The sequence below is a fragment of the Pseudochelatococcus sp. G4_1912 genome, from assembly GCF_047501465.1.
Taxonomy (GTDB): domain Bacteria; phylum Pseudomonadota; class Alphaproteobacteria; order Rhizobiales; family Beijerinckiaceae; genus Pseudochelatococcus.
Window position 1 is genome coordinate 519,813 of sequence record NZ_JAZDRL010000001.1, and the last position, 24,216, is coordinate 544,028.

Here is a 24,216-nt window from a genome sequence, read left to right on the forward strand (position 1 = left end):
ACCATGCATATCGATCTTTCCGGAAAGACCGCTCTCATCACGGCTTCCACCGCAGGCATCGGCCTGGCGATTGCGAAAGGCCTGGCGGCAAGTGGCGCGCATGTGATTATCAATGGCCGCAACGACGCGAGCCTTCGACGAGGCATGCAAGCGCTGCGGGATGCCGTTCCCGAGGCTGAGGCCGACGGGGTCACCGCTGACCTAAGTGATGCCGAGGGCGTTGAAGCGCTGATTGACGGGCTAGGTGGCCGCACCGTCGACATCCTCATCAACAATGCAGGCATCTACAACCCGCAGGACTTCTTCGAGACTGACGATGCGACCTGGGAACGGTATTGGCAGGTCAATGTGATGTCAGGCGTGCGGTTGTCGCGCGCCCTGATGCCCGGAATGGTCCAGCGGGGTTGGGGGCGAGTGGTATTCATCTCGTCGGAATCGGCCCGCAATATCCCCGCCGACATGATCCATTACGGCGTCACCAAGACCGCGCAATTGGCGGTGTCGCGCGGTCTTGCCAAGCGCGTCGCTGGCAGCGGGGTCACCGTCAATGCCGTATTACCCGGCCCCACGCTCTCCGACGGCTTCATCGCGATGCTGCAGGATGAGATCACGCGCACCGGCAAGTCATTGGACGAAGCCGGACGCGATTTCGTCATGAGCCATCGGCCGAGCTCTGTCATCCAGCGCCCGGCTACACCCGAGGAAGTCGCCAACCTCGTCGTCTACGTCGCCTCGCCGCAAGCTTCGGCCACCTCGGGGGCTGCTCTGCGCGTTGATGGCGGGGTGATCGACGATATCGTCTGAGCCCGCTCCATACACTCGCATAACCTCACAAAAGCCCCGCATCGGCGTGGTCGATTTGTTCTTTCCAAGGAGTATTTTTCATGCGCAAACTTCGTATCGGCGTGATTGTCGGAAGCGCCAGCCAATCATCCATCAATCGCAAACTGGCCGAGGCACTGGTGAAGCTCGCGTCAGAGCAAGCGGATTTCGACTTCATCGAACTGAGCCCTCTGCCCATCTACAATCGCGACGATGACGCTGCCTACCCGGCCGTGTTCCAGGGGTTCAAGGACCGGGTTCGCGCCCATGACGGCATCCTGTTCGTCACGCCGGAGCACAACCGGTCGGTCCCTGCCTTGTTGAAGAATGCGTTGGATGCCGCCAGCCGTCCCTACGGCAGCAGCGCCTGGTCGGGCATCCCGGCTGCAATCATCGGCACCGCAGCCGGCGGGCCCGCCACTTCCATGGCGCAGCAGCACCTTCACAATATCCTGTCCTATCTGAACATGCCAACCATGGGGCAGCCTGAGGGTTTCATCCGCTGGCATGACGGCCTGATCGATGCCGAGGGGAATGTGGGCCCTGCAAGCCACGATTTCTTGAAAAGCTATATGAACACCTTCATGGCTTGGGTTGAGCGCCTGCGCAAAGCCTGAGCGTCGCGACCGAGCCCGAAAGCACCTCCAAGCACAGAGGTGCGGGCCATGTTTCATCTCTGGTAGGCGACGATCTGCGCTTCCGAAAAGCGGCGTAGATCGTCACCCGGCCGTCGGGATCGCTATGACTGATAGAGGCGGTTTTCAACGTCTTGCCGGTCGCCTTGATCCGTTCAATGGGCGCTTCGGCGTTAGCCTTGAAGAACTGGGCGTCCACAAGCAGGACTTCGCTCGGTCCGGAGACGATCTTCGAGGAGATGGCAAAGACTGCTTTCTCGCCGGGATTGTAGACTGAAATATCGAGCTCTTCCTTGCCAGCCAGCAAGGCGACCGTGGCAGCCAGTATCGTCACCGTCAGGGCGGGTTGAGAGCAGGTGATGGAGATAGCACCTTCTCGTCGGCGGTGACAAGAGCATCCTGCCAGATTAGGCGCCGCCAGCCGCCAGCATCCAGGTCGTTCGCTCGCTGCCGCGCTATCGTCCGACGAACGGGGGGGGCTTTTGAGACTTTCAGGTTGAACTCTGATCCCAGACAACGGGGAATATCAAACGCGGGCACAAACTCGCGGCTAAATATAGCTTAGGGTCAGATCATGCGGTTAAGGGATGCAGGCAACGTCTCACCACTTTCAGCCTTCTTGTCAGTTGCTTGATCGCTCCCGGTTTATTCGACGTTTGCAATTGTACCAATAAGTCAAAGCGCCACGTTCAGTTAGGGTAGCCCCATCTATGAAGGCTTGCACTACAGTTTCTTGGGACTGGTCTTGAAGCTGACGATAGATACACATTGCAGCGTCAATCTTTGTGCTGCCTTGTGCGGTCATTTTGCGCGCCTCAGCAACGGCTTTCTGCACACGCGCAATGTCGGCCTCTTTTTGCTCTCCGGATTGCGAATTTATGGCCATGCATCATTTCCCTTTATTAGCATTGGATGAAAGCATCGATGCTAATTGGTAAGAACTCAACGCAGTGTCTGGCTTGTTATTGCTCTGAGTTGAACCTGAGGTGGTATGAGTAAGTGCAATTTGAGTAGCAATCTAATCCACGGATGATGCAATCTGTCCCATCGGATTTCCGCAAATGTATGCAGGCTTGAATATATATCGATAACAATCATGGAACATTGAACGCTAAACAGCGAGAAAGAAAAAATGTTCTTCTAAGTCCGCTCGCTTCAACGACTTGTATAAATATAAAATAGCAAGCATCAGTTTTTGGGAAGCTGTCGTTCTACCACTGAACTACGCCCGCATTTTAAGCATCATGACGCCCACCATCAGATGAGTAAGCACCTATAGCTGTTGGACGCCTAAATCAGGTAACCCTTTTTTGTCTCTGTGACAATCACCTGCATTCATTAATACCAATTATTTTAGCAACGCATCGAGCAGATATAATGCGCCATCTTTCGGGGTAGCGGCTGCAGATGCGCATATAGACAGCACCATGATTGTGGGCCTGTGCAACACAGACCCGCAATCATGGATGTTTATCAGAATGTCATCTCGCAACTGGATCAAAGAGTATTATTGTCAAGGAAAGAGCTTTTCAGCAATCTTGGCCATTCTTAAAACCGACGCACCCCAATAATCAACATTATCATCAAATATACTGATATTGCCTGTGCGCTCAAAGAGTTCTACCAATGGAGTAAGTTCGCTCCCTGGTAAATAAACTTGTTCTTTGTTTGCATCAGTTAGTTTTTTCTTAAAGCTCATCCTATTTCGTATTCCGTTGAAAATGCTATCATCGAGCTTTTCAAACTCGGTATCGGATAATTTTGTCAAAAGCCGGATATCAAGGCGTTCCTTGTTCTCATCTGTCAAGCTATTCAGTGTTTCTGCCTTGAGGTTCTCTAGTATATTGTCTGGCAAGACAGAGAATACCAAAGCATCGAAGCCCTCAATTCCGGCAGGCAGATGGGTGTTAAGGTAATCATCCTTCAGGTATTTTTCCAGGTGTTCTTTCAGTTGTTCTTCTTTAACAAATGGCAGCTGAAGGAAAAGATCTTTATTGAATTCATTGTTAGCGAATATGAAACCCTGAAGTAATCTGATCTTTACCGCATGAGATTGAACACGCGGGTCATGCAGAAGAAGAACCTTCAAGAGCTTGAGCTGCTGATCCGTGTCCGCGCCCTTCCAGTAATCGTCGATGCGTTTCTCCGTCACGTGCTGTCGCATATCTTCATGCGGGAGAAGAGCCCTGAAGAGCTCGAGCTGCTGATCCGTGTCCGCGCCCTTCCACCATTGGTCGATGCGGTCCTTCGTCACGTGCTTTCGCATATCTTCATGCGGGAGAAGAGCCTCGAGGAGCTCGAGCTGCTTATACGTGTCCACGCCCTTCCAGCATTGGTCGATGCGGTCCTTCGTCACGTGCTTTCGCATATCTTCATGCGGGAGAAGAGCCTCGAGGAGCTCGAGCTGCTTATACGTGTCCACGCCCTTCCAGCATTGGTCGATGCGGTCCTTCGTCACGTGCTTTCGCATATCTTCATGCGGGAGAAGAGCCTCGAGGAGCCAGAACTGCTTATACGTGTACACCCCCTGCCAGAAATTGTCGATGCGGTCCTTTGTCACGTGCTTTCGCATATCTTCATGCGGGAGAAGAGCCTCGAGGAGCTCGAGCTGCTGATCCGTGTCCGCGCCCTTCCAGTAATCGTCGATGAGTTCCTTCATCACGGGCTGTGGCATATCAGCATGCGGGAGAAGAGTCTCGAGGAGCCAGAACTGCTTATACGGGGCCGCCCCCTGCCAGAAATCGTCGATGCGGTCCTTTGTCACGTGCTGTCGCATATCTTCATGCGGGAGAAGAGCCCTGAAGAGCTCGAGCTGCTGATCCGTGTCCGCGCCCTTCCAGTATTGGTCGATGCGGTCCTTCGTCACGTGCTTTCGCGTCTCAGTATGCGAGAGCTGATCCTTAAGGTACACTAACTGTTCTTTCTTGGTTTTGCCTTGCTGGTTTTGCACCTCACGCTTCTCTGACCCGTCATCTCGGACACTGCTGAGCGCGTGAACCTCACGCCCCTCAAGCGGAGTATTCTGAGAATTGTTTGCAGAATCTATGATAGACGTTCCTTGAGAAGAGGAGATGACAAGGGAATCGCCTTGATTAGCCTGATTAGGATTAACCTGACGATCTTGCGTCACATCAGTCAAAGCTCGAGAGCCAAACGCGTCTACCATTCCTGTTTCCTTATAATAAGTAATAAAACATTAATTGAATCGATTATATCCAAATCTAAAAAGATGTCCATAGCGCACCACAATTTGGTCGCAATTAAAGCGCTTTTGGAGCAGATAGAACTTACTTCTGATGCAGCAATATAATGCCACTCGACACGGGCTTTATCGGCCCAGTTCAGGATGGCATTGCTGGTGAACTCACTACCGTTATCGCTCACAATCATCCGGGGTTTGCCGCGCTCGGCCATGAGATGGTCCAGCTCTCGAGCAACACGCGCCCAATAGCAACGTATCGGCAATAAGCGCAAGGTTCTCACACGTGCAATCATAAACGATTGTCAGGATGCGAAAGCGGCGATCATCCATGAACAGGTCGTATATGAAACCCAGTGATCAGCGCTCGTTTATTTGTGCATCCAATGTATCCAAAAAAGCGGTCTCCACTTTTTGGTTTGATGCAATAGGCTTCAGCGGAATTGGTATGAGTGTCCGCGTCCCCATTGCCCTCTTCCTGCCACCTCTTTTGCGCATAGTGAACCATTCCTCGCGGTTCACAGTATGGCTTGAGCAGAACATGCAATCGACGATAGCCAAACCAGCGTTATTCACGCGCAAGTACTATTAGACGTTTGCGTAGATTGCGGTCATGGGGGAGCGTGGACATGCAGCATCAGTCAATGGTTCTACACGCCCGCCGTTCGCTCATTCCATGACTTTCAATGAGATGAGCGGCAGTATTACTGCTCGACTGCGGACGTTACTATTTCCTTTCCAGAAGATCCTTCAAGGCGATACTGTCCAACATTGCACGCACTTCAGCTCGGCGTTTTTATCTTCCAATGCATGCGGTCGATTGGTCTCGCTGGCATCGCTGATGCCATGCTTGAGGCAAAGCTCCGCAACAGTAATGCCTGCTTCGTGCTCCTTCAAAATGCTGATGATCTGTTGTTATGAAAAACGGTTGCGCTTCATGTTCCAGTCCTTAAAGGCCAGAACAAACTTAAATATGGATTAAGACAAATTGGAATAGAGTATAAGATTTGGATATAAAAGTATTGCAAACGCATTACAAAACATTATGATTGATTCAATCACATTTTTCTCTTCAATAAGCATCGCTGCAACAATCGTCTTTTAATTCAATTAATGTTCCCATAGTATTAATTGCTATCTACTTCATATGAAAAAATAAATTATGATTGCAAAATAAAACATAACTTAAGCGATAAAAACAACTTGCCTCATTGCCCGCATTGCGATCACATTATGTAAAAATGGGGTAATATCATGCTAAAAAAACCGATTCTACTGGGATCGCTATTTTGTGTTTCTGCCACCAATACAATGGCTCAGGGACCCGATATATTTGGCGGTATTATCGGCGGAATAATGGCTGCCGCACAAGCTCAAGCAGCGCAAGACGCGTGGGCACGAGAATCCCCAACCCATAGATATTGTCTACAAAAACTCCTCTCACGCGACGGCGTGGATTTTCGGCGGCTGATCCAGGCTGGCGTAGAACCTTCAGCCCGGCAGCTTTCACACTTACATCAGGAATGTGCGAAGCTTAACCCTTCAAACCTCAAATCGGGTATTCGTTGCACAGTCCCAGATTCTTCTGGCAGAGAGGTTCCATCTGTTTGCAATCAACGCTTTGCACGTGCAACAGGTGAATCTACTCCCACTCCTATGGATACTGAAGAGGCGGTCAATTATTACGCACGCGGTGGAAAGGTTATTATTGCTGAAATCGAAAATGATGCTGGCAAGCGCGCCCGGCGAGAAAAAGCCGAAACAGCAAGCTATCTAGCAGGACTGACAGTTTTAAAAACTGAAATTGAGCCTTACCGAAGCTCCCAATCCGAGCATGTGCGAAATTTTACCCAGTCCCTTGTAAAACGCATCTCAGCCGCATCATCAGCCCCTACTATCTCAAGAGATACTTATGAACGTATCCGGCAGGATATTACGCAGCTCAAATATTTTGAAAGCGCAGAGCTTATGCGTCTTGCAGCTCTTGAAAAGCTTGCATCATTCAAGGCAGAAATAGAAAAGCGGCCAATAGATAACAACTTCACTGATGAACTGGATATTTTAAAGAAAGAATATCTTTCTCTAACCAATCAACCCGCTATGAAACCTGATGCAAATACTGCTGTTAAAACTGGCACTATCTTGCAAGGCCCTACTTTTGATTGCAAAAAAGCATCAACAGCATTTGAAAAAACGGTTTGTTCCAGCCCCGAGTTGCGCCAGCTCGATATTGAAATATTCCAGCCATATTATATCCTCCGCTACGCTTACCCTGCCGAGCGTGAATCATTGCGGCAGGAAGCGATTGATCATGCAAAGAACCTTGTTCAATCATGCAATCTAGGCAGTTCAAAGCAACTTGCTGAAAAACAACAAAAAGCAGCAATAAACTGCTTGTCTTCCCTATATCGCACACAACGCGATACCTGGCGCGAACGCATAATGCGTGAGTTGCCGCAGGACGTCTATGATGAAGTCTCCCGCTCTCCCGCTGAGCATATCCGCCTACAGGAGATGCTGCAAAGAGCAGGCTATATAGACACAAATGAAACCATTGACGGTATATATGGAATTAATACAAGAAACGCGATTCTTTCTCTCCAAGCATCAGCTGATTTACCACAATCTGGCTATATGACACGGGAAACAGAGAAAGCATTATTGCAAAAACATGCCGGAAAAGAACAGCCTGTAAAATTCACGGAGAAAGACAGCACGATCATTAGAAAAATTGCTGATCCTCATAGTCGCTATACTGCCCTTGAAGCACGGATAGATGAATTTAATCAAGGCAAAAATCGCAAAGAATTAGCGCTGGCTCGCATCGATGATGCGAGGAGGTTCTTGCATGATATTGAGGGAATGACATTGTCTCCTGACATGCAGGCCAAGGTTGCAAAGCTTTCCGAGATCGTAGACGCAGTGCAACCCGATGATGATGGATCAAATCTTGTTCAGGCGACTGAAGCCATATCAGCCCTCAGGACAGATATTGAAAATGTAACAATAGTCACCAAGGCGACCACAGATAAAAACAAATTCCTCATCGATGGCGAACTTGATGACATTATTTTATTATACAACTCATCGGCTTCTGCACCTTCTGTTGTTAAGAACCTGCGGGGGATATTGTTTTTGAAGGCTCCAAGGCCAAAGCATGCAAAATCGGCAAGGATCAATTTAAACGTGAGCAACTTAAAGCTCTAAATGTGCACATGGAAAAGTGGAAACAGGAATTCCAAGAATCAACTCCAGGCTGCAACATTGCATCCTCTAATAGCTATGATCTGCTTATATTCAAGCGCGGGGAGCTGTTAAAAGAAAAGCCATCCAATGTGGCGAGTTTACTTTCTGCTGTAGAAAATGACCACTTCAGTCAGATGCTGCTCTTGCTCGCCTCTGAAGTGCGCAACCTGACACAGCAAGAAGCCATCAGATCTGCCGAAATTGAAGGCTATATCCAGAAGGAAATAAAAGGGTTTGGCGCTGTTTCAATCAACGCTGAATCCGCAATGGTCTGTATGACTGTCCCTGAGCCGTCAATTCACAAAGCCCTTTTGAAAAAACATTCGGGTTTACTTGAAGAGGCTCTTTCATCCCCTCCCTCATTCATTCCAACAACGGCTGAGGGCGCATTTATTTCGGCGCAACGTGGCCAATGCTGTGCAATTTATGGTTCTTCGGCGGATTTGAAGCTCATTATTGATGGCATGAAACGTGAAAAGATAAACAATAAATTCTTGCCAATCTGGTTTTCACCCGAAGATGTGCTTTTGTCAGGAAAAAGCATTGAACAGCAAAACACCTTATTGGCCCAGCAAGAAACCGATCAACGCAGACGCTTAGAAGACGAACAAAAGTTAGCGCTTGAAAAAGAGAAGTCAGACGGAACTGCCCGCCGGTCAAAGGAGGGCAGTTTACGTAAACAATATGGTGTTATGGCGAGGGCCTTTGAAGGAAAATTATCCGAAGAAATAAATAATTTTCTCAATCTGAAAGAAGATCGCGCAGGCCGGAAATACCCTAGTTTAGCCAGTTGGTATGGTTGGCATCTCAGCAATAAATGGGAATTAGTCAGCGTAAATACAGTTTTGCTCGATTATGGAACATCAGAATATAAAGGGCGAACCCTGGAAACAGCTTTCGCAACATCTGAAATCAGGCTGAGAAACCGCATCTTGGGTGAATATAAAGATAGCTGCTATATTACTGGGTTTGTTGCAGATCCAGAATTTCAGATGGAGCGTGAGCCGTTTGAAGTTACATGTAAGGACTCGGAAAGCGCTCTCCTTGCATATAAACGGGGAGCGCGCTTCATAAGCCGCTGGAACGTGGAATAAAGGTGAACCTGCTCGGATCATTAGTTTACCAATTTAAAATAGGTTTGGATTTGATTGTGAAATACGATGCCCTTACCATTGATACTCAGGTGATCTACTCCAATGACCTAGAGTTGGACACAGGGTTAGTGGGTCAGCTGAGTCAATTCAAGGACGGTTTGGTCAAGTTCCTACTGTCAGAAATCACAGTGCGCGAGCTACACAAGCCTCTAAATGATAAAGCAAAGTCTACGCTTGATGCGCTGAATAAAGCGATTAAATCTGGCCAATCAAACCGCCAATTTACCGAGCAACAGATCCTTGACTTGGAGGGCACCAGAGATGCGATGGTAAAGCCTTATAAACATGCGGCGAGTCAACTATCTGAATTTGCCGCTAGGACCGGCGCGGAAATGATTGCGGCAGACACCGTCGATGTGAAATCCCTGTTAGATCGATATTTCAAAAACGAAGCACCATTTGCCAGCAAGAGTAAGAAAAATGAGTTTCCGGATGCCATCGCGCTACTTACCTTGGAATGTTGGGCCATCCAAAAACAAAAAAGGATTCTAGCAATCAGCAATGATGGAGACTGGAAATCCTTTGCTGATCAAAGCGAGTACATCGATGTTGTTGAAGATCTTGGAAAAGCTCTCTCGATACTGAACGAATTGGCGGAGGAAACTATTCCTTTAGCCCAGAATGTGTTGGCTTTGCTCAGCGCCCCTGATCCTGACCCTGACCTAACGGGACGCATACAGTCACTATTGGAAAGTGCAGTGGAGGCGGAGTCCCCTTATATCGAGTTTGATGGGCCGATGCCAGGAGAAGACGAAGGTGCATGTTTATCTTTGGTTGACTTCGAAATTACTGGATTAGATGACCATAGCACGAAAATTGATATTGTTCGTGTTGGCACGCAAGGTTTTGCCTTTCGTGTCCCCGTCCACATCACTGCAAACGTCCATGTGGAAATCAGCTTTTCAATTAGAGATTCGATCGACAAGGATTACGTCCCTATGGGTTCGACATCGGTCGAGCAGGAGACCGAGTTCGACGCCTTCTTGCTGCTTGAGATTAGCCACTTCTTAAATGACGAAGAGGATGATACGTCAATTATCTATAATATCGACAACGTTGAACTCTTGAATTCCCCGAGTTCTATTGATTTGGGCTACATCGATTATTCCCTAGCAGAGCCTGATTATGATTTTGAAATAGAGCACATGCTTGAGGATCATGAGAGGCGTTAAAGGGCGACGAGGTTCAGGCAGGCTGTGCGCCCTGGCATTGACGAATGACTGCTCTTACAGGATTGCCTTGACCTCGACGTCGTACTGCCGTCAATCTGCTTTCCGCCCAATATGTCAGTCGCTTTGTCATAGCGTTCGCTTCTGACGCGCACCACAAAGCAGTCTTCCCCCTTTAATGTTAGGGCAGAGCCACCGCCGGTTTCCTGTATTTGCACGCTACACTCCTACTACTACGATAAAAACGTTTTGAGCCATTGATGATGACCTTTCCCCTTTGGCTTAACTCCTATTGAAGTTCGTTCTGGTTATTGAAGGACCAGAATATGAAGCGCAACCGTTTTTCAGAAGAGCAGATCATCAGTATTTTGAAAGAGCACGAAGCAGGCATTTCTGTTGCCAAGCTTTGCCGCAAGCATGGCGTCAGTGATGCTAAGCGACTGCGGACATTAGAAGATAAGAACGCCGAGCTGAAGCAAATGCTTGCCGATGTGATATTGGACAATGTCACCGTGTAGGATCTGCTGGAAAAGAAATGATAATGACCATAGCCAAGGTAAAGCTGCCACTCGTCTCATTGAATGTCAGGGAATAAGCGAACGGCGGGCGTGTAAAGCCATTGACTGCTGCCGCATGACCATTCGCTACAAGTCCACACGCCCCATGACCGCAATCTGCGCAACGTCTAATCGCACTTGCCCATGAGTGCTTCTGATTTTACTAGCGGCGATTGAACGTTCTGCGCAAACGCGAAGGTCATAACGTGAACCATAAGAAGCTCTTTCGCCTGTATCGCGAGGAACGGCTCATCGTGCACAAAAGGGGCGGCAGGAAGAGAGCAATCGGAACGCGAGCGCCCGTCCTGGTTCCACTGAAGCCTAACACAAGCGCAGGTCACTGGATTTGCCTCGGATCAGTTCACGCCTGGTCACCGTTTTCCGCATTCTGACCACCGTCGATGATTGTCCTGATGAATTGGAGGCAGGGCTACAAGGATAATCGGCAACACTCGCACCGACAAACATCCAACGAAATCGCTTCACCCAAGACGGTCGTTAACGCTGGGTAAAATGGAAAGCCCCTACCAATGACCGCAATCCCGGAGACATTCAACGCATTATAAACGCCAAAAACGGGATCAGTGTTGGATAATACCTGGGCACAAGGTTAGCGGGGCGTTTTTTATTATTGCTGTTTTGGTTTGGTTTGATAAATAAATAGGGTATTGCGGGCGTAGTTCAGTGGTAGAACGACAGCTTCCCAAGCTGTATGTCGTGGGTTCGATTCCCATCGCCCGCTCCAGTTTTATCCAATACGTCAATGTACCAAATGGGGTGCAGCAAGCGGTGAAATTGGAACGAATGGGCTGAAAAAGGGTATTCAGTAGCTTTGGGCGCAAGCAGCCTTCGCATAGATATTATGGCTCGCTCCTCACTATCAGGAAACGTATTCAACGCCCCCTTTGCCACAGTGAATCTTCGGGTCCGAAAACTACCCCGCTATAATAGGTTCGAGGTGTGATTTATCACATTCCCTCTCTGAAATTCTGTCTCATTTCATATTACTGCCATGCAAAACGTTCATAACAGCAGCCTAGTTGGCGCAATTATCTGTCTCTGATTTATAAGAATAAGCATTAATTATAATAATTTCGATATAATAAAGATTTTTTATGCCCTTCGTTTTTATGCAAAATTGATCAGCTCTTGCCTACGCAATAATCTGATGTTTATGGTTCAAGCATCACACTATGCATAGTTTAGGAGTCATGATGCCTCATCACAGCCTTCTCGATCTCGCCTTAGTTCGTCTTGATGAAGCCGCCGGTTACTTGGAAGTTGATCCGGATGTGATTGAGAAACTGCAATATCCGCGTGAGACAACCAAGGTTCGGTTGATGATCCGCATGGATGATGGCTCACGGAAATCTTTTCTCGCATGGCGTTGCCGTTATGATGATACGCGCGGCCCTACAAAGGGTGGTATCCGGTTCCACCCTGACTCCAACGAGGATGAGGTGGAAACGCTTGCATTCTGGATGATGTTCAAATGTGCGGTTATGAACTTACCTTATGGCGGGGGTAAGGGAGCTGTATGTGTTGATCCGCGTAAGCTTTCCAAGGCTGAGCTTGAACGTCTATCTCGAGCTTATATTCAAGCTTTCGCTCGCATTGTGGGGCCAGACCGCGATATTCCAGCGCCTGATGTTTATACAAATGCAATGATCATGGGCTGGATGGCCGATGAATATTCACAAATAGTTGGACAAGCCTCTCCGGCCGTTATTACAGGTAAGCCTATTGCTCTTGGCGGTTCGGTTGGTCGTAATGATGCAACAGCGCGTGGTGGCTATTATCTAGTGAAGGATCTGGCCAGCGTGCTTGGTCTTGAAGGAAAAATGCGCGTTGCCATACAGGGTTTTGGTAATGCTGGTCAATTTATTGCATCATTACTTGCGGCTGATAGCCACCAGATTGTCGCAGTTTCAGATTCAACAGGTGCGGTATATGCACCGGAGGGGCTTGATATAAACCTGCTGTTGCAAACAAAAGCTGATGGGTTGCCTGTTAGTAGTACCGCTGGTCGACATGGCCACCAGTTGATCAATGCTGATGACCTTGTCACTATCGACGCAGACCTCCTTGTTCCAGCAGCATTGGAAAGCATGATCCATGAGGGGAATGCATCCCATATTAAAGCAAAGGTTATTCTTGAATTAGCAAACGGCCCAATTACACCTGAGGCAGATAAAATACTTGCAGAAAAAAACATCACAGTATTGCCAGATATTCTGGCTAATGCAGGAGGTGTGACTGTATCGTATTTTGAATGGGTGCAAAATAAACAGGGCTATGCTTGGACGCTAGATGAGGTGCATGAACGGCTACGTACAATCATGGTTCGTGAAGGTCGTGCGATATTTAATATTACTCAGGAGAAGCATGTAACCTGGCGAACAGCGGCCTACATACACGCTCTCGCCCGCCTTGCATCTGCTATTGAAGCACATGGAACACAATCGTTCTTTACAAGCTAAATTATAAGCATTTCACAATGCAAAAAGAACGCTTTTAACGCATTGAAGCAGGGTCATCAAAGATGGCCCTCCGCGTTGCGAATAGATATCTTTGGCGCTCATCATGCACTAACTCCATTCCCCATCGGTAGCCAACTCGTGATGGAAACGCAAACCCAGCAGATTGCCACTCTGCTCGCGCTGTTGAAGATATCCAGATTTGCATCGATAGCTCCTCCTGACAGTGCGAAACCATCAGCTATAAAGCCTGCGCACTGAATGATCTTCCTTCTATTTCCGATAACATCGCCAGACCTCAAAGTTCTTGCACTACCCCCCGGCTGGTTCATTGCAATCAGCACGCCATAGCACGCGAAGCTGTCGGTAGGGGATCGCAGTAGCCGGCGATTGCCTCGTTTATATTTGGCGCGCTGATCGAAACAGGAGGCTTCGGTGTTGATAGCTTCTGGAGAGAGGGCTGTTGTAGTGCTTGACCTCCTTGCGCGGAGCCTCGGAGATTATATGCATGGAATATTTCGTCGCCGAATAAATCGCGTCGATGGCGATGCGCAAATGTCCCGCGACCAATAACACATTGATGGATTGGACGTTTTTCTGCTTCTTGAAATACGACAGTGCCGCCGCAACTCCAAAGAACGTCCTTGTTTACGTCGATGTATTGGCTTTACTCATCGAACCGGACACTTCGAGAGCGAGCATCATAAAACGCACGTTGGTTATTACGTCGATACGATCCCGTCTGGCATGGGCATCCTTGACGAAGGATTCATGCTCGCGGTGGGGGGTGTCAACCTGGAAAGCCGAGGTGTTATCGGCGCCCGATTCAATGACCACGGCATAAAGATGAGCCTTATGCCGCAAGTTAATGAGGATGCCCCGTAATTTATTCAACAGCATAAATACGATGCTGCCAGTATGAAAAATATACCCGTTTATCTCTAAGTGCTTCATTTCTTCTATGGATTTGAGATGGTTCGTTTGAATATTATATGAATTTGTTGTGCAAAGCTGCTACAACGGCTTGAAGATGGTTAATGTTTTGATAAATGTTGTTGGTTAAAGAGTTTGCACTGATCGTCCCCGTTTTCCAAAGCGGGCTTTATATACTTTGCGAGACTGGAAGAGCGATATGACCGTTTCAAAACCATCACGGATTGCGCGCTATGTGTTGCTGACGGGCGTGTCGCTGTTGTCGCTGTCTTGTATCGTGAGGCCATCTGCTGTTCTGGCGCAGGTTGTCATTGATGGAGCCGATGAAACGGTTATCGGTACCGGTGGGGGCACCAAGGCGTCTCCGTGGGCGGTTGGCGGCGCTCTGACTGTTGGCAATACGAGTACAGGCAGTCTGTCGATCACGGATGGCGGCAAGGTCACAAATACAGATGGCCGGATTGGCTCCGCTGCCGGCTCAGATGGTACAGTGACGGTTTCTGGTTCTGGCTCCAGCTGGGTCAATTCCGGCGTGCTGTATGTTGGCAATTCTGGGAAGGGCATTCTGTCGATCACGAATGGCGGTAAGGTTACCAATGCAGGGGGCGCCATTGGCACCGTTGCCGGCTCCGAGGGTACAGTGACGGTTTCTGGTTCTGGCTCCAGCTGGGAGGGTTCCGGCGCTCTGACTGTTGGCAGTTCTGGCACTGGTAGTCTGTCGATCACGGATGGTGGTAAGGTTACAAATACATGGGGCTATATTGGCTCCGCTGCCGGCTCCGAGGGTACAGTGACGGTTGCTGGTTCTGGTTCCAGCTGGGAGAATTCTAGCGACCTGTATGTTGGCTATTCGGGTAAGGGCAGCCTGTCGATCACGGATGGCGGCAAGGTCACAAATACACAGGGCTACATTGGCTCCGGTTCTGGCTCCGAGGGTACAGTGACGGTTGATGGGTCTGGTTCCAGCTGGGAGAATTCTGGCCAGCTGTATGTTGGCTATTCTGGGAAGGGCAGTCTGTCGATCACAGATGGCGGTAAGGTCACAAATACAGCGGGCATTATTGGCTCTCAGACTGGCTCCGACGGTACAGCGACTGTTGCCGGGTCTGGCTCCGTCTGGGTCAATTCCAGCTATCTGCGTATTGGCAATTCTGGGAAGGGCAGTCTGTCGATCACGGATGGCGGTACGGTTACAAATACAATCGGCACCATTGGCTCCGCTACTGGGTCCGACGGTACAGTGACGGTTTCTGGTTCTGGCTCCAGCTGGGTGAGTTCTGGCCAGCTGACTGTTGGCCTTTCTGGCAAGGGCAGTCTGTCGATCACAGATGGCGGTAAGGTCACAAATACAGTGGGTGTCATTGGCTCCGGTTCTGGCTCCGAGGGTACAGTGACGGTTGCTGGTTTTGGCTCCAGCTGGGTCAATTCCGGCAACCTGTATGTTGGCAATTCTGGTAAAGGCAGTCTGTCGATCACAGATGGCGGTAAGGTTACAAATATAACAGGCTACATTGGCTACGCTGCCGGCTCCGACGGTACAGTGACGGTTGATGGTTCTGGCTCCAGCTGGGAGAATTCTGGCCAGCTGTATGTTGGCTTTTCTGGCAAGGGCAGTCTGTCGATCACAGATGGCGGTAAGGTCACAAATACAGTGGGTGTCATTGGCTTCGGTTCTGGCTCCGAGGGTACAGTGACAGTTGATGGGGTTGGCTCCAGCTGGGAGAGTTCTGGCCAGCTGATTGTTGGCAATTCTGGTAAAGGCAGTCTGTCGATTGCTGGTGGCGGTAAGGTTACAAATACAGGGGGTATCATTGGCACTGCTCCTGGCTCCGACGGTATAGTGACGGTTTCTGGGGCTGGTTCCAGTTGGGAGAATTCTGGCACGCTGTATGTCGGCAATTCCGGCACTGGCCTTGGCCTTCTGTCGATCATGGATGGTGGTCTTGTGCGGGCTTCTTCGGTGACGATTGCCTTGGGTGCCAGCTCAACCGGTACGCTCAATATTGGTGGTGCTGTGTTTGGTCCTGCCGGTGTTGCGGGTGTGCTTGATACGGCCAGTGTTGCGTTTGGTGCTGGCACAGGTGCGCTTGTTTTCAACCATTCCGGTGCGACCACGTTCGGTGCTGCGATTTCGGGGGCTTCTCCTGGGTCCGTTATTCGCCATCTGTCCGGCACGACCAATCTGACAGGAAAGGGCGCGGGCTTTACGGGCGAGGTTCTTGTTTCTGGCGGTGAGCTGCGTGTCAACGCTGGCGGAACGCTGGGAAGTGGCAATGGCGTCCTCGGTGATGAGGATGGCTCGAATGGTACGGTTGTTGTTGATGGTGCCGGCTCAAAATGGACCCTTTCAGATGGCCTTTCAGTCGGCAAGAACGGCAGCGGTACGCTCGCGATCACGAATGGCGGTGAGGTTAGCGTCACGAATGATGTCCAGGTTGCTGTCGCAGGCCTTGTTTCCGGGGCCATCAATGTTGAAGGCGCAGGATCGAAGCTGGTTGCTTCCAGCAATATCACGGTGGGTGATAACGGCACTGGCAGTTTGTCGATCACGGATGGCGGTAAGGTCACCAATGCAGGGGGCACCATTGCCTACCTTACTGGCTCAGAAGGTACCGTGACGGTTTCTGGTGCTGGTTCCAGTTGGGAAAATTCCGGCACATTGTCTGTTGGCACTTTTGGCAAGGGCAGCCTATCGATCACGGCTGGCGGTAAGGTCACAAATACAACGGGTACTATTGGCAACATTGCTGGCGCAGACGGTACCGTGACGGTTTCTGGTGCTGGTTCCAGCTGGGTGAGTTCCGGCGGGTTGACGGTTGGCGGGGATGATAGCAAGGGCAGCCTGTCGATCACGAATGGCGGTGAAGTCTCAAATACATGGGGCGCTATTGGCGATTATATTGACGCAGAAGGTACAGTAACGGTTGATGGAGCGGGCTCCAGTTGGGCCAATTCCGACGACCTGACTGTCGGCGGATATGGCAAGGGCAGTCTGTCGATTACGAATGGCGGTAAGGTTACCAATGCAGGGGGCACTCTTGGCTTCCGAGCTGGCTCAGAAGGTATAGTGACGATTGCTGGTTCTGGCTCCAGTTGGGAGAGTTCCAGCAGTGTTACGGTTGGTGATAGTGGGGGTGGTACGCTTCGGCTTACGGCTGGTGGTTTTGCCAGCGTTGTGGGCAATGTTTCTCTTGCGTCTGAAGTTGGTTCGAGCGGCAAGCTCATTATTGGCGATGAGCTTGATGGCAGCAAGGGGGCAGGTACGTTCTCTGCCGGGGTGCTGAACTTTGGTCTTGGTGATGCAGAGCTCATCTTTAACCACTCTGCGCTGGATTCTTCGCCGGCGATTTTTACGGCGTCGATGTCCGGCGGGATGGGGACGGCGACGCTCAAGCAGCTCTCGGGCACCACGCTGCTGAAGGGTGATAGCTCCGGGTTTGAAGGTGATATCGAGATTTCTGGCGGCAAGCTGCTTGTCGGGAATGCCAGCACCGATAAGCTCGCTGGCAATATCTATGTTGATAGCAATGGCACGCTGGGCGGTTCGGGCGAGGTTGTCGGCAATGTCAGAGTTGATGGCACGCTTTCTGCCGGTAACAGCCCGGGCACACTCACCATCGATGGCAATCTCGAACTGATGGGCAGCTCGACCTCTGTGTTTGAGCTGAATGCGCCCGGTATCGTGGGTGGTGCCCAGAACGACCTTGTGAGGGTGACAGGCAACCTGACCCTCGGCGGCGATCTGAATGTAACGGTGGGGTCCGGCGGCTATTATCGGCTGTTTGAATACGGCAATCTCGAAGGCGGCTCCTTCGGCGGCAAAAGCATTACAGGCACAGGCGGGTTTGTCGTCGATGATTCTGAACTGCAGATGGGCATCCCCAACCAGATCAATCTGGTTGTGCTGGGGGCTGGCCAGAACCTGCAGTTCTGGGATGGCGAGGATATCTTCGGGAATGGCATTGTTGATGGCGGCTCGGCCTTATGGCAAACCGGCACCACCAACTGGACCGGCCAGCCGGGCCAGGCCGAGATCAATGGCAGCTGGATGGGTGCTGGTACTGTAGCCGTTTTCGCTGGCATGGCAGGCACCGTTACGGTTGATGGCGAACAATCGTTCGATACGCTGCAGTTCAATGTCGATGGTTATGTTGTGACCGGTGACCAGCTTGCGATTGCGCCCGCATCAGGTTCTGCCGGCAGTATCAATGTTGGCAGCGGCATTACGGCGCTGGTTGAATCCGCGCTCAAAAATGGCTCTGGCACCAATGTACTGCGCAAGGTGGGTGGCGGTACGCTGGAGCTTGCCGGGGTCAACACCTATTCCGGCGGCACGGTTGTGGAGGCGGGTGTTCTGCGTCCGCTTGCCGGCAGCACGCTTGGCGCGCCTTTCAGCGATATCACGGTTGAGGGCGGCGAGCTGCAAATCGGCGCTGGTGTTGCGGTTGCCAATTCTCAGGCTGTTGTGGGGCAGGGTGTTGGTGCCAACGGGCTTGTGAGCGTGTCTGGTGCAGGCGCGGCGTTGCTTCTCAACACGATCACGATCGGCCAGAACGGGGCTGGTGCGGTGACGGTGGCGAATGACGGCGTTGTGTCGGTCCCCAGTGGTGGCGTCCTCATGGCGGTTGGTGCCGGCTCTTCCGGCACGCTCAATATTGGCGCCGATGCAGCCAGCGCGGCTGCAGCTGCGGGCCAGCTTGATGCCGGCACGATTGCTTTTGGTGACGGTGCGGGCAGCCTGGTGTTCAATTATACAGGTGCGAATACGTTTAACACCGCGCTTTCTGGTGGCACGTCTCTTTCGGGCATCAAGCACCTTGCCGGCACCACGACGTTGACGGCGAACAGCGCCAGCTTCGGCGGCACCTCAACGCTTTCCGGCGGTTCGATGATTGTGAATGGCCAGCTTGGCGGGGTGCTGAATGTTGGCACGGGCGGCACGTTGGCGGGGCAGGGCGCTGTTGCCACGGCCCAGGTGGCGGGCAATCTGCTTGGCAGCATCGGCAGCACGTTTGGTATCGATACGCTGACGCTTGCCTCCACGGCCTCTGTCGGTTTGACGGTGCCCACTGGCTCTTCGGCCACGTCAGCGCCTGCTTTCAAGGGCACCACGGCGGTGCTTGGCGGCGCGATCACGGATGTTGCCTTGCCAACCGGCTTCTCTGTGGGCGATCAGGATGCATCTTTCTACGTGTTCTCGTACACCAACCGCTCAGGTGAGATCGTTGTGGCGGATAGCGTGAAGGCGGCCTATGCGGGGTCTGATTTTACGTTTGGTCCGGTTGAATACGGTTATCTGGTGCTCAAGTCCAAATCGCAGCAGCCAGGCGGAACGGAGCATGTGTTCAACTATGACACGAACCCCAATCCGCGCCTGTGGAGCGGTGTCTCGCACACCTTTGTGGATGGCACGCCGTGGATCCACGACAAGGCGACGTTTGAGGGCACGGCCACGGGCCGCCCTGCCATCCCGGTTGAAGGTCGCATTCTGCTGGGCGGCCTGACCGTTACTGGTCCGGGCTATGTCTTCAACGATTACGGCAATCCTGTTGCGCCGGCGGTGTTCTCGCTTGCGCCGCTTGATGGGTCGGACAGCATCACGTTCAGGGTGGCTTCCGCTGCTTCTGCGGATGTGGCCATTCCCCTGGCTGGCAGCAACTTCCGGAAGACGGGTGACGGTAGCCTGACGTTGTCAGCGCAGAGCAACGAATACAAGGGCACGGGCACGCTCACTGAGGGCACGCTGAACATCACGGGCGACTTCTCCCAGGCTACGTTTGTTGCCGATGGCGGTTTGCTGCGCGTCAACGGCCAGGCGGGTGCGGTGACGGTGAATGCCAACGGTGTGCTTGAAGGGCAGGCCAATGCGTTGCCGGCGAATAAGGTGAACATCGCATCGCTGACGGTGAATGGCGGCACGTTCAAGCCGGGGAATGAGAATTCGCCGGGGACGATCCGGCTTGGCTCCTATGTTCAGAACGGTGGTACGATTGCGTTTGAGCCTGGGGATCTGATTGCTGTATCAGCGGGTTTTGGCGGCACGCATGATGGCCGTGCGATCTTTTCGCGCGCCAGTGACGGGGCACCGGTCACGCTGTCTCTGATGGATGGGCGCGGCTACACCTTCGGCAATCGGTATGTTTTTGTGACGGCGGACAACGGCGTGAGTTTTGCAACGCCTGATGCGGTACAGGTGCTTGAAGTTGGCCGCAGCCGGTTGTTCTCGCAGTTCAAGGCCGAGGCGGTTGGCAACGTGGGCCAGTTCTATCTTGAGCGCACCCGCTCGTTTACGGATGTTGCGTGGACGGTTAACCAGTTTGCGGTTGGGCGTGCGCTTGATGCGACGGGGGTTGATGGGCACAGTGCTGTCAGCCGGTTGTATAATGCGATTGCTTCTGCCTCGAACGATCAGGCCTTTGATGTGCGTCTGGCGTTTGATCAGGTCTCGGGTCAGATCCATGCAGCAACGCAGGGTGTGCTGATTGATGAAAGCCGTCATCTGCGGGATGCGCTCAACACGCGCACCCGTGTTTCGCTGGATGGCAAGGGTTCTGTTGCGCAGGCGGATCGCCGTCTGTCCGGCTCTGGTGCGGATATCGGGCTTTGGGGCCAGGGTTATGGCAGCTGGGGCAATGCGGGCCAGTTGGGGCAGGGGTCGCGTCTTGATCTGTCGACTGCCGGTTTTGTGCTTGGTGGTGATGGTGCGGTTGGCGACAACTGGCGGCTTGGTTTTGCGGGCGGCTACGGCACGAGCGAGATCAGGAACAATGCTCTTCTGAGCCAGTCTGATGTCGACAACTACCACGCTGCGATTTACGGCGGCGGACGTTTTGGTGCGCTTGGTGTGCAGTTTGGGGTTGGGCATACGTGGCATAGCATTGATGTATCGCGTCAGTTGAATGTTGCGTCGCTTGGGCTGCGTGATGGTCAATATTCGCAATATGACGCGCGGACATTGCAGGTTTATGGGGAGGCGAGCTACACGTTTGGTGTGCAGTCCGTCACGGCTGAGCCGTTTGTCAACCTTGCGTATGTTGCGTATCGAGGGGACGGGATTGAAGAGCGTGACCTTGGTTTAGGCACGGGGCTTTATGGGCATACGTCGGATGCGAATACGGGTTTTTCGACGGCTGGTGTGCGTTTATCGCATGATTATTCTGTTGGTAGCGTGGAGGGCCGGGTGCACGGCACGGTTGGCTGGCGCTATGCCTTTGGAGACATCAGGCCGCGTGCTGCGTTCGTGTCGGCGCAGACAGGTGCTTTCTCGATTATCGGAACGCCGCTAGCGCAGAATGCGCTGGTTCTTGGGTTGGGTGGCGACATCGGGATCGGCACGACAACGCGCCTTGGGGTTTCCTACAGCGGGCAAATAGCCAAAAACGCCCAGGACCACGGCGTCAAGGGATATATGACCGTCAACTTCTAGGGCGGTCCGGTTTATGCTGGAGCAGCTTGCGTGCAATGTGATGATCAAACAAACGCAAGCTGCCAAAAAAACAAAAAGACAAACCGCACAAAAATACCGGCTGAAGGCGTAAGGATAAAGGGGAGATAATATACGTATAGAGCTGAGGCCGACCAAAGCGATAGCCGCGTTATTAAGAAAAAACCGTACTGGCGCATCATTAGGCTATGGAAGGCACAACATGCTCTCCAATCAGCTGGCTAAACCCATAATTGTTTCGCTAGGGTAGCCGAGGAAATACTCTGGTTGATAACGGCGTTCAGCATGAGTTATATAGGATTCGTGTAAGACGTGTTATGGAACCATTGGATTGAATTCTGTTATGACGTTGGACTGACTACCGCTTCTTTCTCTTTCTTTTCCAAGAAAGAAATCGCAGGCAGCCTTTAACGGTGGCGTAGTGCGCCCACTGCAGCGATGCCAGCGAGAGCTAGAGACACCAGTACATTCCATCCAGCCAGTGATAATCCGCCCAGACGCCATGCAGCTTCATCGCAGCGCGTAACCTGTACTGTCTGGAGACGTTGCAGAAAAGCGTCAGCGTCGTTAACGATGGAGAGCGTGCCGCTGCAACTTTCCAATCCGCTCCAGAACTTCCACTCAACACCAGCATGGAAAGCAGCCACGCCGGCACCAACCAGGAACCCCAGTGCGAGCATACCAAGCAGCACGCGTGCTACTGCGGCTGATGCCGAGGCAGGCCGTGCACAGTAAGCTGCGACTACACTAACCGGAATGGCCGCATAAAACGGCCATCGTTGGATCAAGCACAGCGGACATGGTGGCAGATGCATCACGAACTGGAAGTAAAACGCTCCCGCAATAGCTAAAGTCGAAATGACAAGCACAACAATGGCTGCGTTAAAGGCAGCTGCATTTCCACGCAATGATAGCATATCTGCTCCCGGGATAATCATGGCCAGTAAAGTGCAAGCGTTAGAAAACAAACCGTACCGCAGCAAAGCCCGCCACGACGAAAACGGTCAGCACGCCTAAAACGACTCCGAAATGCTCCTCGACAATCCGGCGGATCGGATTGCCATAACGGTGCAATAAACCAGCCAGGATATAGAACCGCGCTCCGCGTGTGATAAGTGATAAAACCGTGAACCATAGCACGTCATAGCCAGCAAACCCTGAGGTAATGGTCACTAGCTTGTACGGGATTGGGGTGATGCCTTTGATCAGAATGATCCACTCGCCATACTTGGCATATGCTGCGCGGAAGGCTTCTACATTATCGCCATAGCCATAGGCAGCGATTAACCATTGGCCAAGCGAGTCGTATAATAGGGCGCCAATTGCATATCCTAGAAGCCCCCCAACAACAGAAGACACGGTGCACACACCTGCATAGAACAGTGCTTTGTTAGGGCGTGCCAGCGCCATAGGTAGCAGGAGCACATCTGGTGGTATCGGGAAAAATGAGCTCTCCGCAAAAGAGACGGCTGCCAATGCCCACACGGCATAAGGACTGGCAGAAAGGGAGATAACCCAGTCATATAAACGGCGAAACATAGGGATCCAATCGGCTATACGTGTACAACTCAAACAACGAACGCACTCGATGATGGGCAATGGGTATTGTTTGCGGCCTTCGAGATCAAGATGAAACAAGCACGGAAATTGCTTTTTATGTGCCAACATGTTGAGACAGCGCTTATCTGATCCGTTTGCAATAGACTAATTTGACGCATCGTCCCACAAAGCGATATCCATTGAGAGCGCTATCTCCTCACATTCGGAGGTATTGCTCAGATGATTCCAGCTGGCAAATAAACGTTCCGCGGAGAATAAGAGCGTGGCGGGAGAGGAAGGCGAGACAGTGACCGGAGAGAAAGCCAAAACAGAGGCCCTCCCCCACAGCCCAAAACCGGCACGCACAGGGCGTCGCTTGCCAAATGGTACACCGCGGGATCGTTATCACGATATTATTCAGGCTGCCGCGATCTTGTTTGCTGAGCGCGGTTATCTCGCTACATCTATGCGTGATATCGCAGAACGGGTCGGGCTGCTGGGCGGTTCGCTTTATCACCACATCCGCTCAAAGGAAGAGCTGTTTGTAGCGGTACATGATTTTGCGCTCCAGCATGCTGCGGAGCAGATCGCTGATGCTACTCAAGGAATTGAAGAGCCATGGGCGCGGCTTGAGGCAGCATGTGTGCGCCAGCTTGAAATCCAGCTTGATCCTGACATTGTTGAAGTACCATTCCTGACCGATTTTCGGAATATTCCACCAGAAATGCTGGAAAAGCTTATCGCTCGTAGAGATGTCTTTGAGCGCGCTTATATCGAGCTGGTTGAGGCCCTGCCACTACCCCCGCAGATTGATAGGTCTATCTACCGGGTTCTGTTGCTCAGCCTGATAAACTCTGTGAGTTCGTGGTATCGGCCAGGCCGTATGACGCCAACTGAAATCGGTCATCAAATCATCGGTGTTTTCCGTCATGAGGTACAATCCGGTACGTAATATATCCGATATTTTTTAAAGAGCCTTTGAGAAGCTTGTACACAGGCGTTGATTCCAGATTAGAATCCATTCAACTTCAAGCCAACAAG

The 24,216-nt window shown here is 51.5% G+C and carries 15 protein-coding genes, 1 tRNA gene and 1 pseudogene; 11 read left to right on the forward strand and 6 right to left on the reverse strand.

The window, feature by feature from the left end:
* The first annotated feature begins 3 nt into the window (after nucleotides 1–3).
* Nucleotides 4–804 (forward strand): SDR family NAD(P)-dependent oxidoreductase, encoded by an 801-nt coding sequence (locus VRZ32_RS02485; protein ID WP_414523872.1) that lies wholly within the window; start codon nucleotides 4–6, stop codon nucleotides 802–804.
* Between the two features lie 80 nt (nucleotides 805–884).
* Nucleotides 885–1,439 carry an NADPH-dependent FMN reductase gene (locus VRZ32_RS02490; protein WP_414523874.1) on the forward strand — a complete coding sequence of 185 codons (555 nt, stop codon included), beginning with the start codon at nucleotides 885–887 and terminating at the stop codon, nucleotides 1,437–1,439.
* Here the strand turns inward: VRZ32_RS02490 and VRZ32_RS02495 are convergent.
* From VRZ32_RS02495 to VRZ32_RS02505, 3 genes are all read right to left on the reverse strand, one after another.
* On the reverse strand, nucleotides 1,405–1,791 hold the full coding sequence (locus VRZ32_RS02495; protein ID WP_414523876.1) for a hypothetical protein: 387 nt from the start codon (nucleotides 1,789–1,791) through the stop codon (nucleotides 1,405–1,407). The two genes, VRZ32_RS02490 and VRZ32_RS02495, sit on opposite strands and share 35 nt — an antisense overlap.
* Before the next feature lie 288 nt (nucleotides 1,792–2,079).
* Nucleotides 2,080–2,343, reverse strand: coding sequence for a hypothetical protein (locus VRZ32_RS02500; RefSeq protein ID WP_414523877.1), 264 nt, complete (start codon nucleotides 2,341–2,343; stop codon nucleotides 2,080–2,082).
* A 627-nt stretch (nucleotides 2,344–2,970) separates the two neighbouring features.
* Nucleotides 2,971–4,623, reverse strand: a complete 1,653-nt coding sequence (locus VRZ32_RS02505; protein ID WP_414523879.1) for a hypothetical protein — start codon at nucleotides 4,621–4,623, stop codon at nucleotides 2,971–2,973.
* 143 nt (nucleotides 4,624–4,766) lie between these two features.
* On the opposite strand from VRZ32_RS02505, the gene VRZ32_RS02510 reads away from it, so the two are divergent.
* The 7 genes and pseudogenes from VRZ32_RS02510 (at nucleotide 4,767) to VRZ32_RS02540 (ending at nucleotide 13,262) form a co-directional block, all read left to right on the forward strand.
* A complete protein-coding gene (locus VRZ32_RS02510; RefSeq protein WP_414523880.1) occupies nucleotides 4,767–4,925 on the forward strand; it encodes a hypothetical protein in 159 nt (52 codons plus the stop codon).
* Between the two features lie 985 nt (nucleotides 4,926–5,910).
* Nucleotides 5,911–7,863, forward strand: coding sequence for a peptidoglycan-binding protein (locus VRZ32_RS02515; RefSeq protein ID WP_414523882.1), 1,953 nt, complete (start codon nucleotides 5,911–5,913; stop codon nucleotides 7,861–7,863).
* Nucleotides 7,864–7,871: 8 nt separating this feature from the next.
* On the forward strand, nucleotides 7,872–8,996 hold the full coding sequence (locus VRZ32_RS02520; RefSeq protein WP_414523884.1) for a hypothetical protein: 1,125 nt from the start codon (nucleotides 7,872–7,874) through the stop codon (nucleotides 8,994–8,996).
* A gap of 2 nt (nucleotides 8,997–8,998) precedes the next feature.
* A complete protein-coding gene (locus tag VRZ32_RS02525; RefSeq protein ID WP_414523885.1) occupies nucleotides 8,999–10,228 on the forward strand; it encodes a PIN domain-containing protein in 1,230 nt (409 codons plus the stop codon).
* Between the two features lie 323 nt (nucleotides 10,229–10,551).
* Nucleotides 10,552–11,200, forward strand: a pseudogene (locus VRZ32_RS02530) (transposase); the annotation flags it as partial.
* Nucleotides 11,201–11,452: 252 nt separating this feature from the next.
* A tRNA-Gly gene (locus tag VRZ32_RS02535) sits at nucleotides 11,453–11,527 on the forward strand.
* Between the two features lie 469 nt (nucleotides 11,528–11,996).
* The gene (locus VRZ32_RS02540; protein ID WP_414523887.1) at nucleotides 11,997–13,262 is read left to right on the forward strand and encodes a Glu/Leu/Phe/Val family dehydrogenase; all 1,266 of its coding nucleotides are present in this window, start codon (nucleotides 11,997–11,999) and stop codon (nucleotides 13,260–13,262) included.
* A 645-nt stretch (nucleotides 13,263–13,907) separates the two neighbouring features.
* Here the strand turns inward: VRZ32_RS02540 and VRZ32_RS02545 are convergent.
* Nucleotides 13,908–14,159: a hypothetical protein gene (locus tag VRZ32_RS02545; protein ID WP_414523889.1), complete on the reverse strand. Its 252-nt coding sequence runs from the start codon at nucleotides 14,157–14,159 to the stop codon at nucleotides 13,908–13,910.
* Nucleotides 14,160–14,391: 232 nt separating this feature from the next.
* On the opposite strand from VRZ32_RS02545, the gene VRZ32_RS02550 reads away from it, so the two are divergent.
* Entirely contained in the window at nucleotides 14,392–21,618 is a 7,227-nt protein-coding gene (locus tag VRZ32_RS02550; protein WP_414523891.1) for an autotransporter-associated beta strand repeat-containing protein, read from the forward strand.
* A 425-nt stretch (nucleotides 21,619–22,043) separates the two neighbouring features.
* On the opposite strand, the gene VRZ32_RS02555 is transcribed toward VRZ32_RS02550, so the two are convergent.
* Both VRZ32_RS02555 and VRZ32_RS02560 read right to left on the reverse strand, forming a co-directional pair.
* A complete protein-coding gene (locus tag VRZ32_RS02555) occupies nucleotides 22,044–22,553 on the reverse strand; it encodes a disulfide bond formation protein B (protein WP_414523892.1) in 510 nt (169 codons plus the stop codon).
* A 40-nt stretch (nucleotides 22,554–22,593) separates the two neighbouring features.
* Nucleotides 22,594–23,175 carry a YqaA family protein gene (locus tag VRZ32_RS02560; RefSeq protein ID WP_414523893.1) on the reverse strand — a complete coding sequence of 194 codons (582 nt, stop codon included), beginning with the start codon at nucleotides 23,173–23,175 and terminating at the stop codon, nucleotides 22,594–22,596.
* 283 nt (nucleotides 23,176–23,458) lie between these two features.
* Between VRZ32_RS02560 and VRZ32_RS02565 the strand changes: the two genes are divergently transcribed.
* Nucleotides 23,459–24,127, forward strand: coding sequence for a TetR/AcrR family transcriptional regulator (locus VRZ32_RS02565; RefSeq protein ID WP_414523895.1), 669 nt, complete (start codon nucleotides 23,459–23,461; stop codon nucleotides 24,125–24,127).
* Nucleotides 24,128–24,216: the final 89 nt, after the last annotated feature.

What these genes read in the sequence shown, in the direction of transcription:
- VRZ32_RS02485 (WP_414523872.1), top strand. Translation starts at nt 4, where the DNA reads ATGCATATCGATCTTTCCGGAAAGACCGCTCTCATCACGGCTTCCACC.
- VRZ32_RS02490 (WP_414523874.1), top strand. Translation starts at nt 885, where the DNA reads ATGCGCAAACTTCGTATCGGCGTGATTGTCGGAAGCGCCAGCCAATCA.
- VRZ32_RS02500 (WP_414523877.1), bottom strand. Translation starts at nt 2,343, where the DNA reads ATGGCCATAAATTCGCAATCCGGAGAGCAAAAAGAGGCCGACATTGCG.
- VRZ32_RS02505 (WP_414523879.1), bottom strand. Translation starts at nt 4,623, where the DNA reads ATGGTAGACGCGTTTGGCTCTCGAGCTTTGACTGATGTGACGCAAGAT.
- VRZ32_RS02510 (WP_414523880.1), top strand. Translation starts at nt 4,767, where the DNA reads ATGCCACTCGACACGGGCTTTATCGGCCCAGTTCAGGATGGCATTGCT.
- VRZ32_RS02515 (WP_414523882.1), top strand. Translation starts at nt 5,911, where the DNA reads ATGCTAAAAAAACCGATTCTACTGGGATCGCTATTTTGTGTTTCTGCC.
- VRZ32_RS02520 (WP_414523884.1), top strand. Translation starts at nt 7,872, where the DNA reads ATGGAAAAGTGGAAACAGGAATTCCAAGAATCAACTCCAGGCTGCAAC.
- VRZ32_RS02540 (WP_414523887.1), top strand. Translation starts at nt 11,997, where the DNA reads ATGCCTCATCACAGCCTTCTCGATCTCGCCTTAGTTCGTCTTGATGAA.
- VRZ32_RS02545 (WP_414523889.1), bottom strand. Translation starts at nt 14,159, where the DNA reads ATGCTGTTGAATAAATTACGGGGCATCCTCATTAACTTGCGGCATAAG.
- VRZ32_RS02550 (WP_414523891.1), top strand. Translation starts at nt 14,392, where the DNA reads ATGACCGTTTCAAAACCATCACGGATTGCGCGCTATGTGTTGCTGACG.
- VRZ32_RS02555 (WP_414523892.1), bottom strand. Translation starts at nt 22,553, where the DNA reads ATGCTATCATTGCGTGGAAATGCAGCTGCCTTTAACGCAGCCATTGTT.
- VRZ32_RS02560 (WP_414523893.1), bottom strand. Translation starts at nt 23,175, where the DNA reads ATGTTTCGCCGTTTATATGACTGGGTTATCTCCCTTTCTGCCAGTCCT.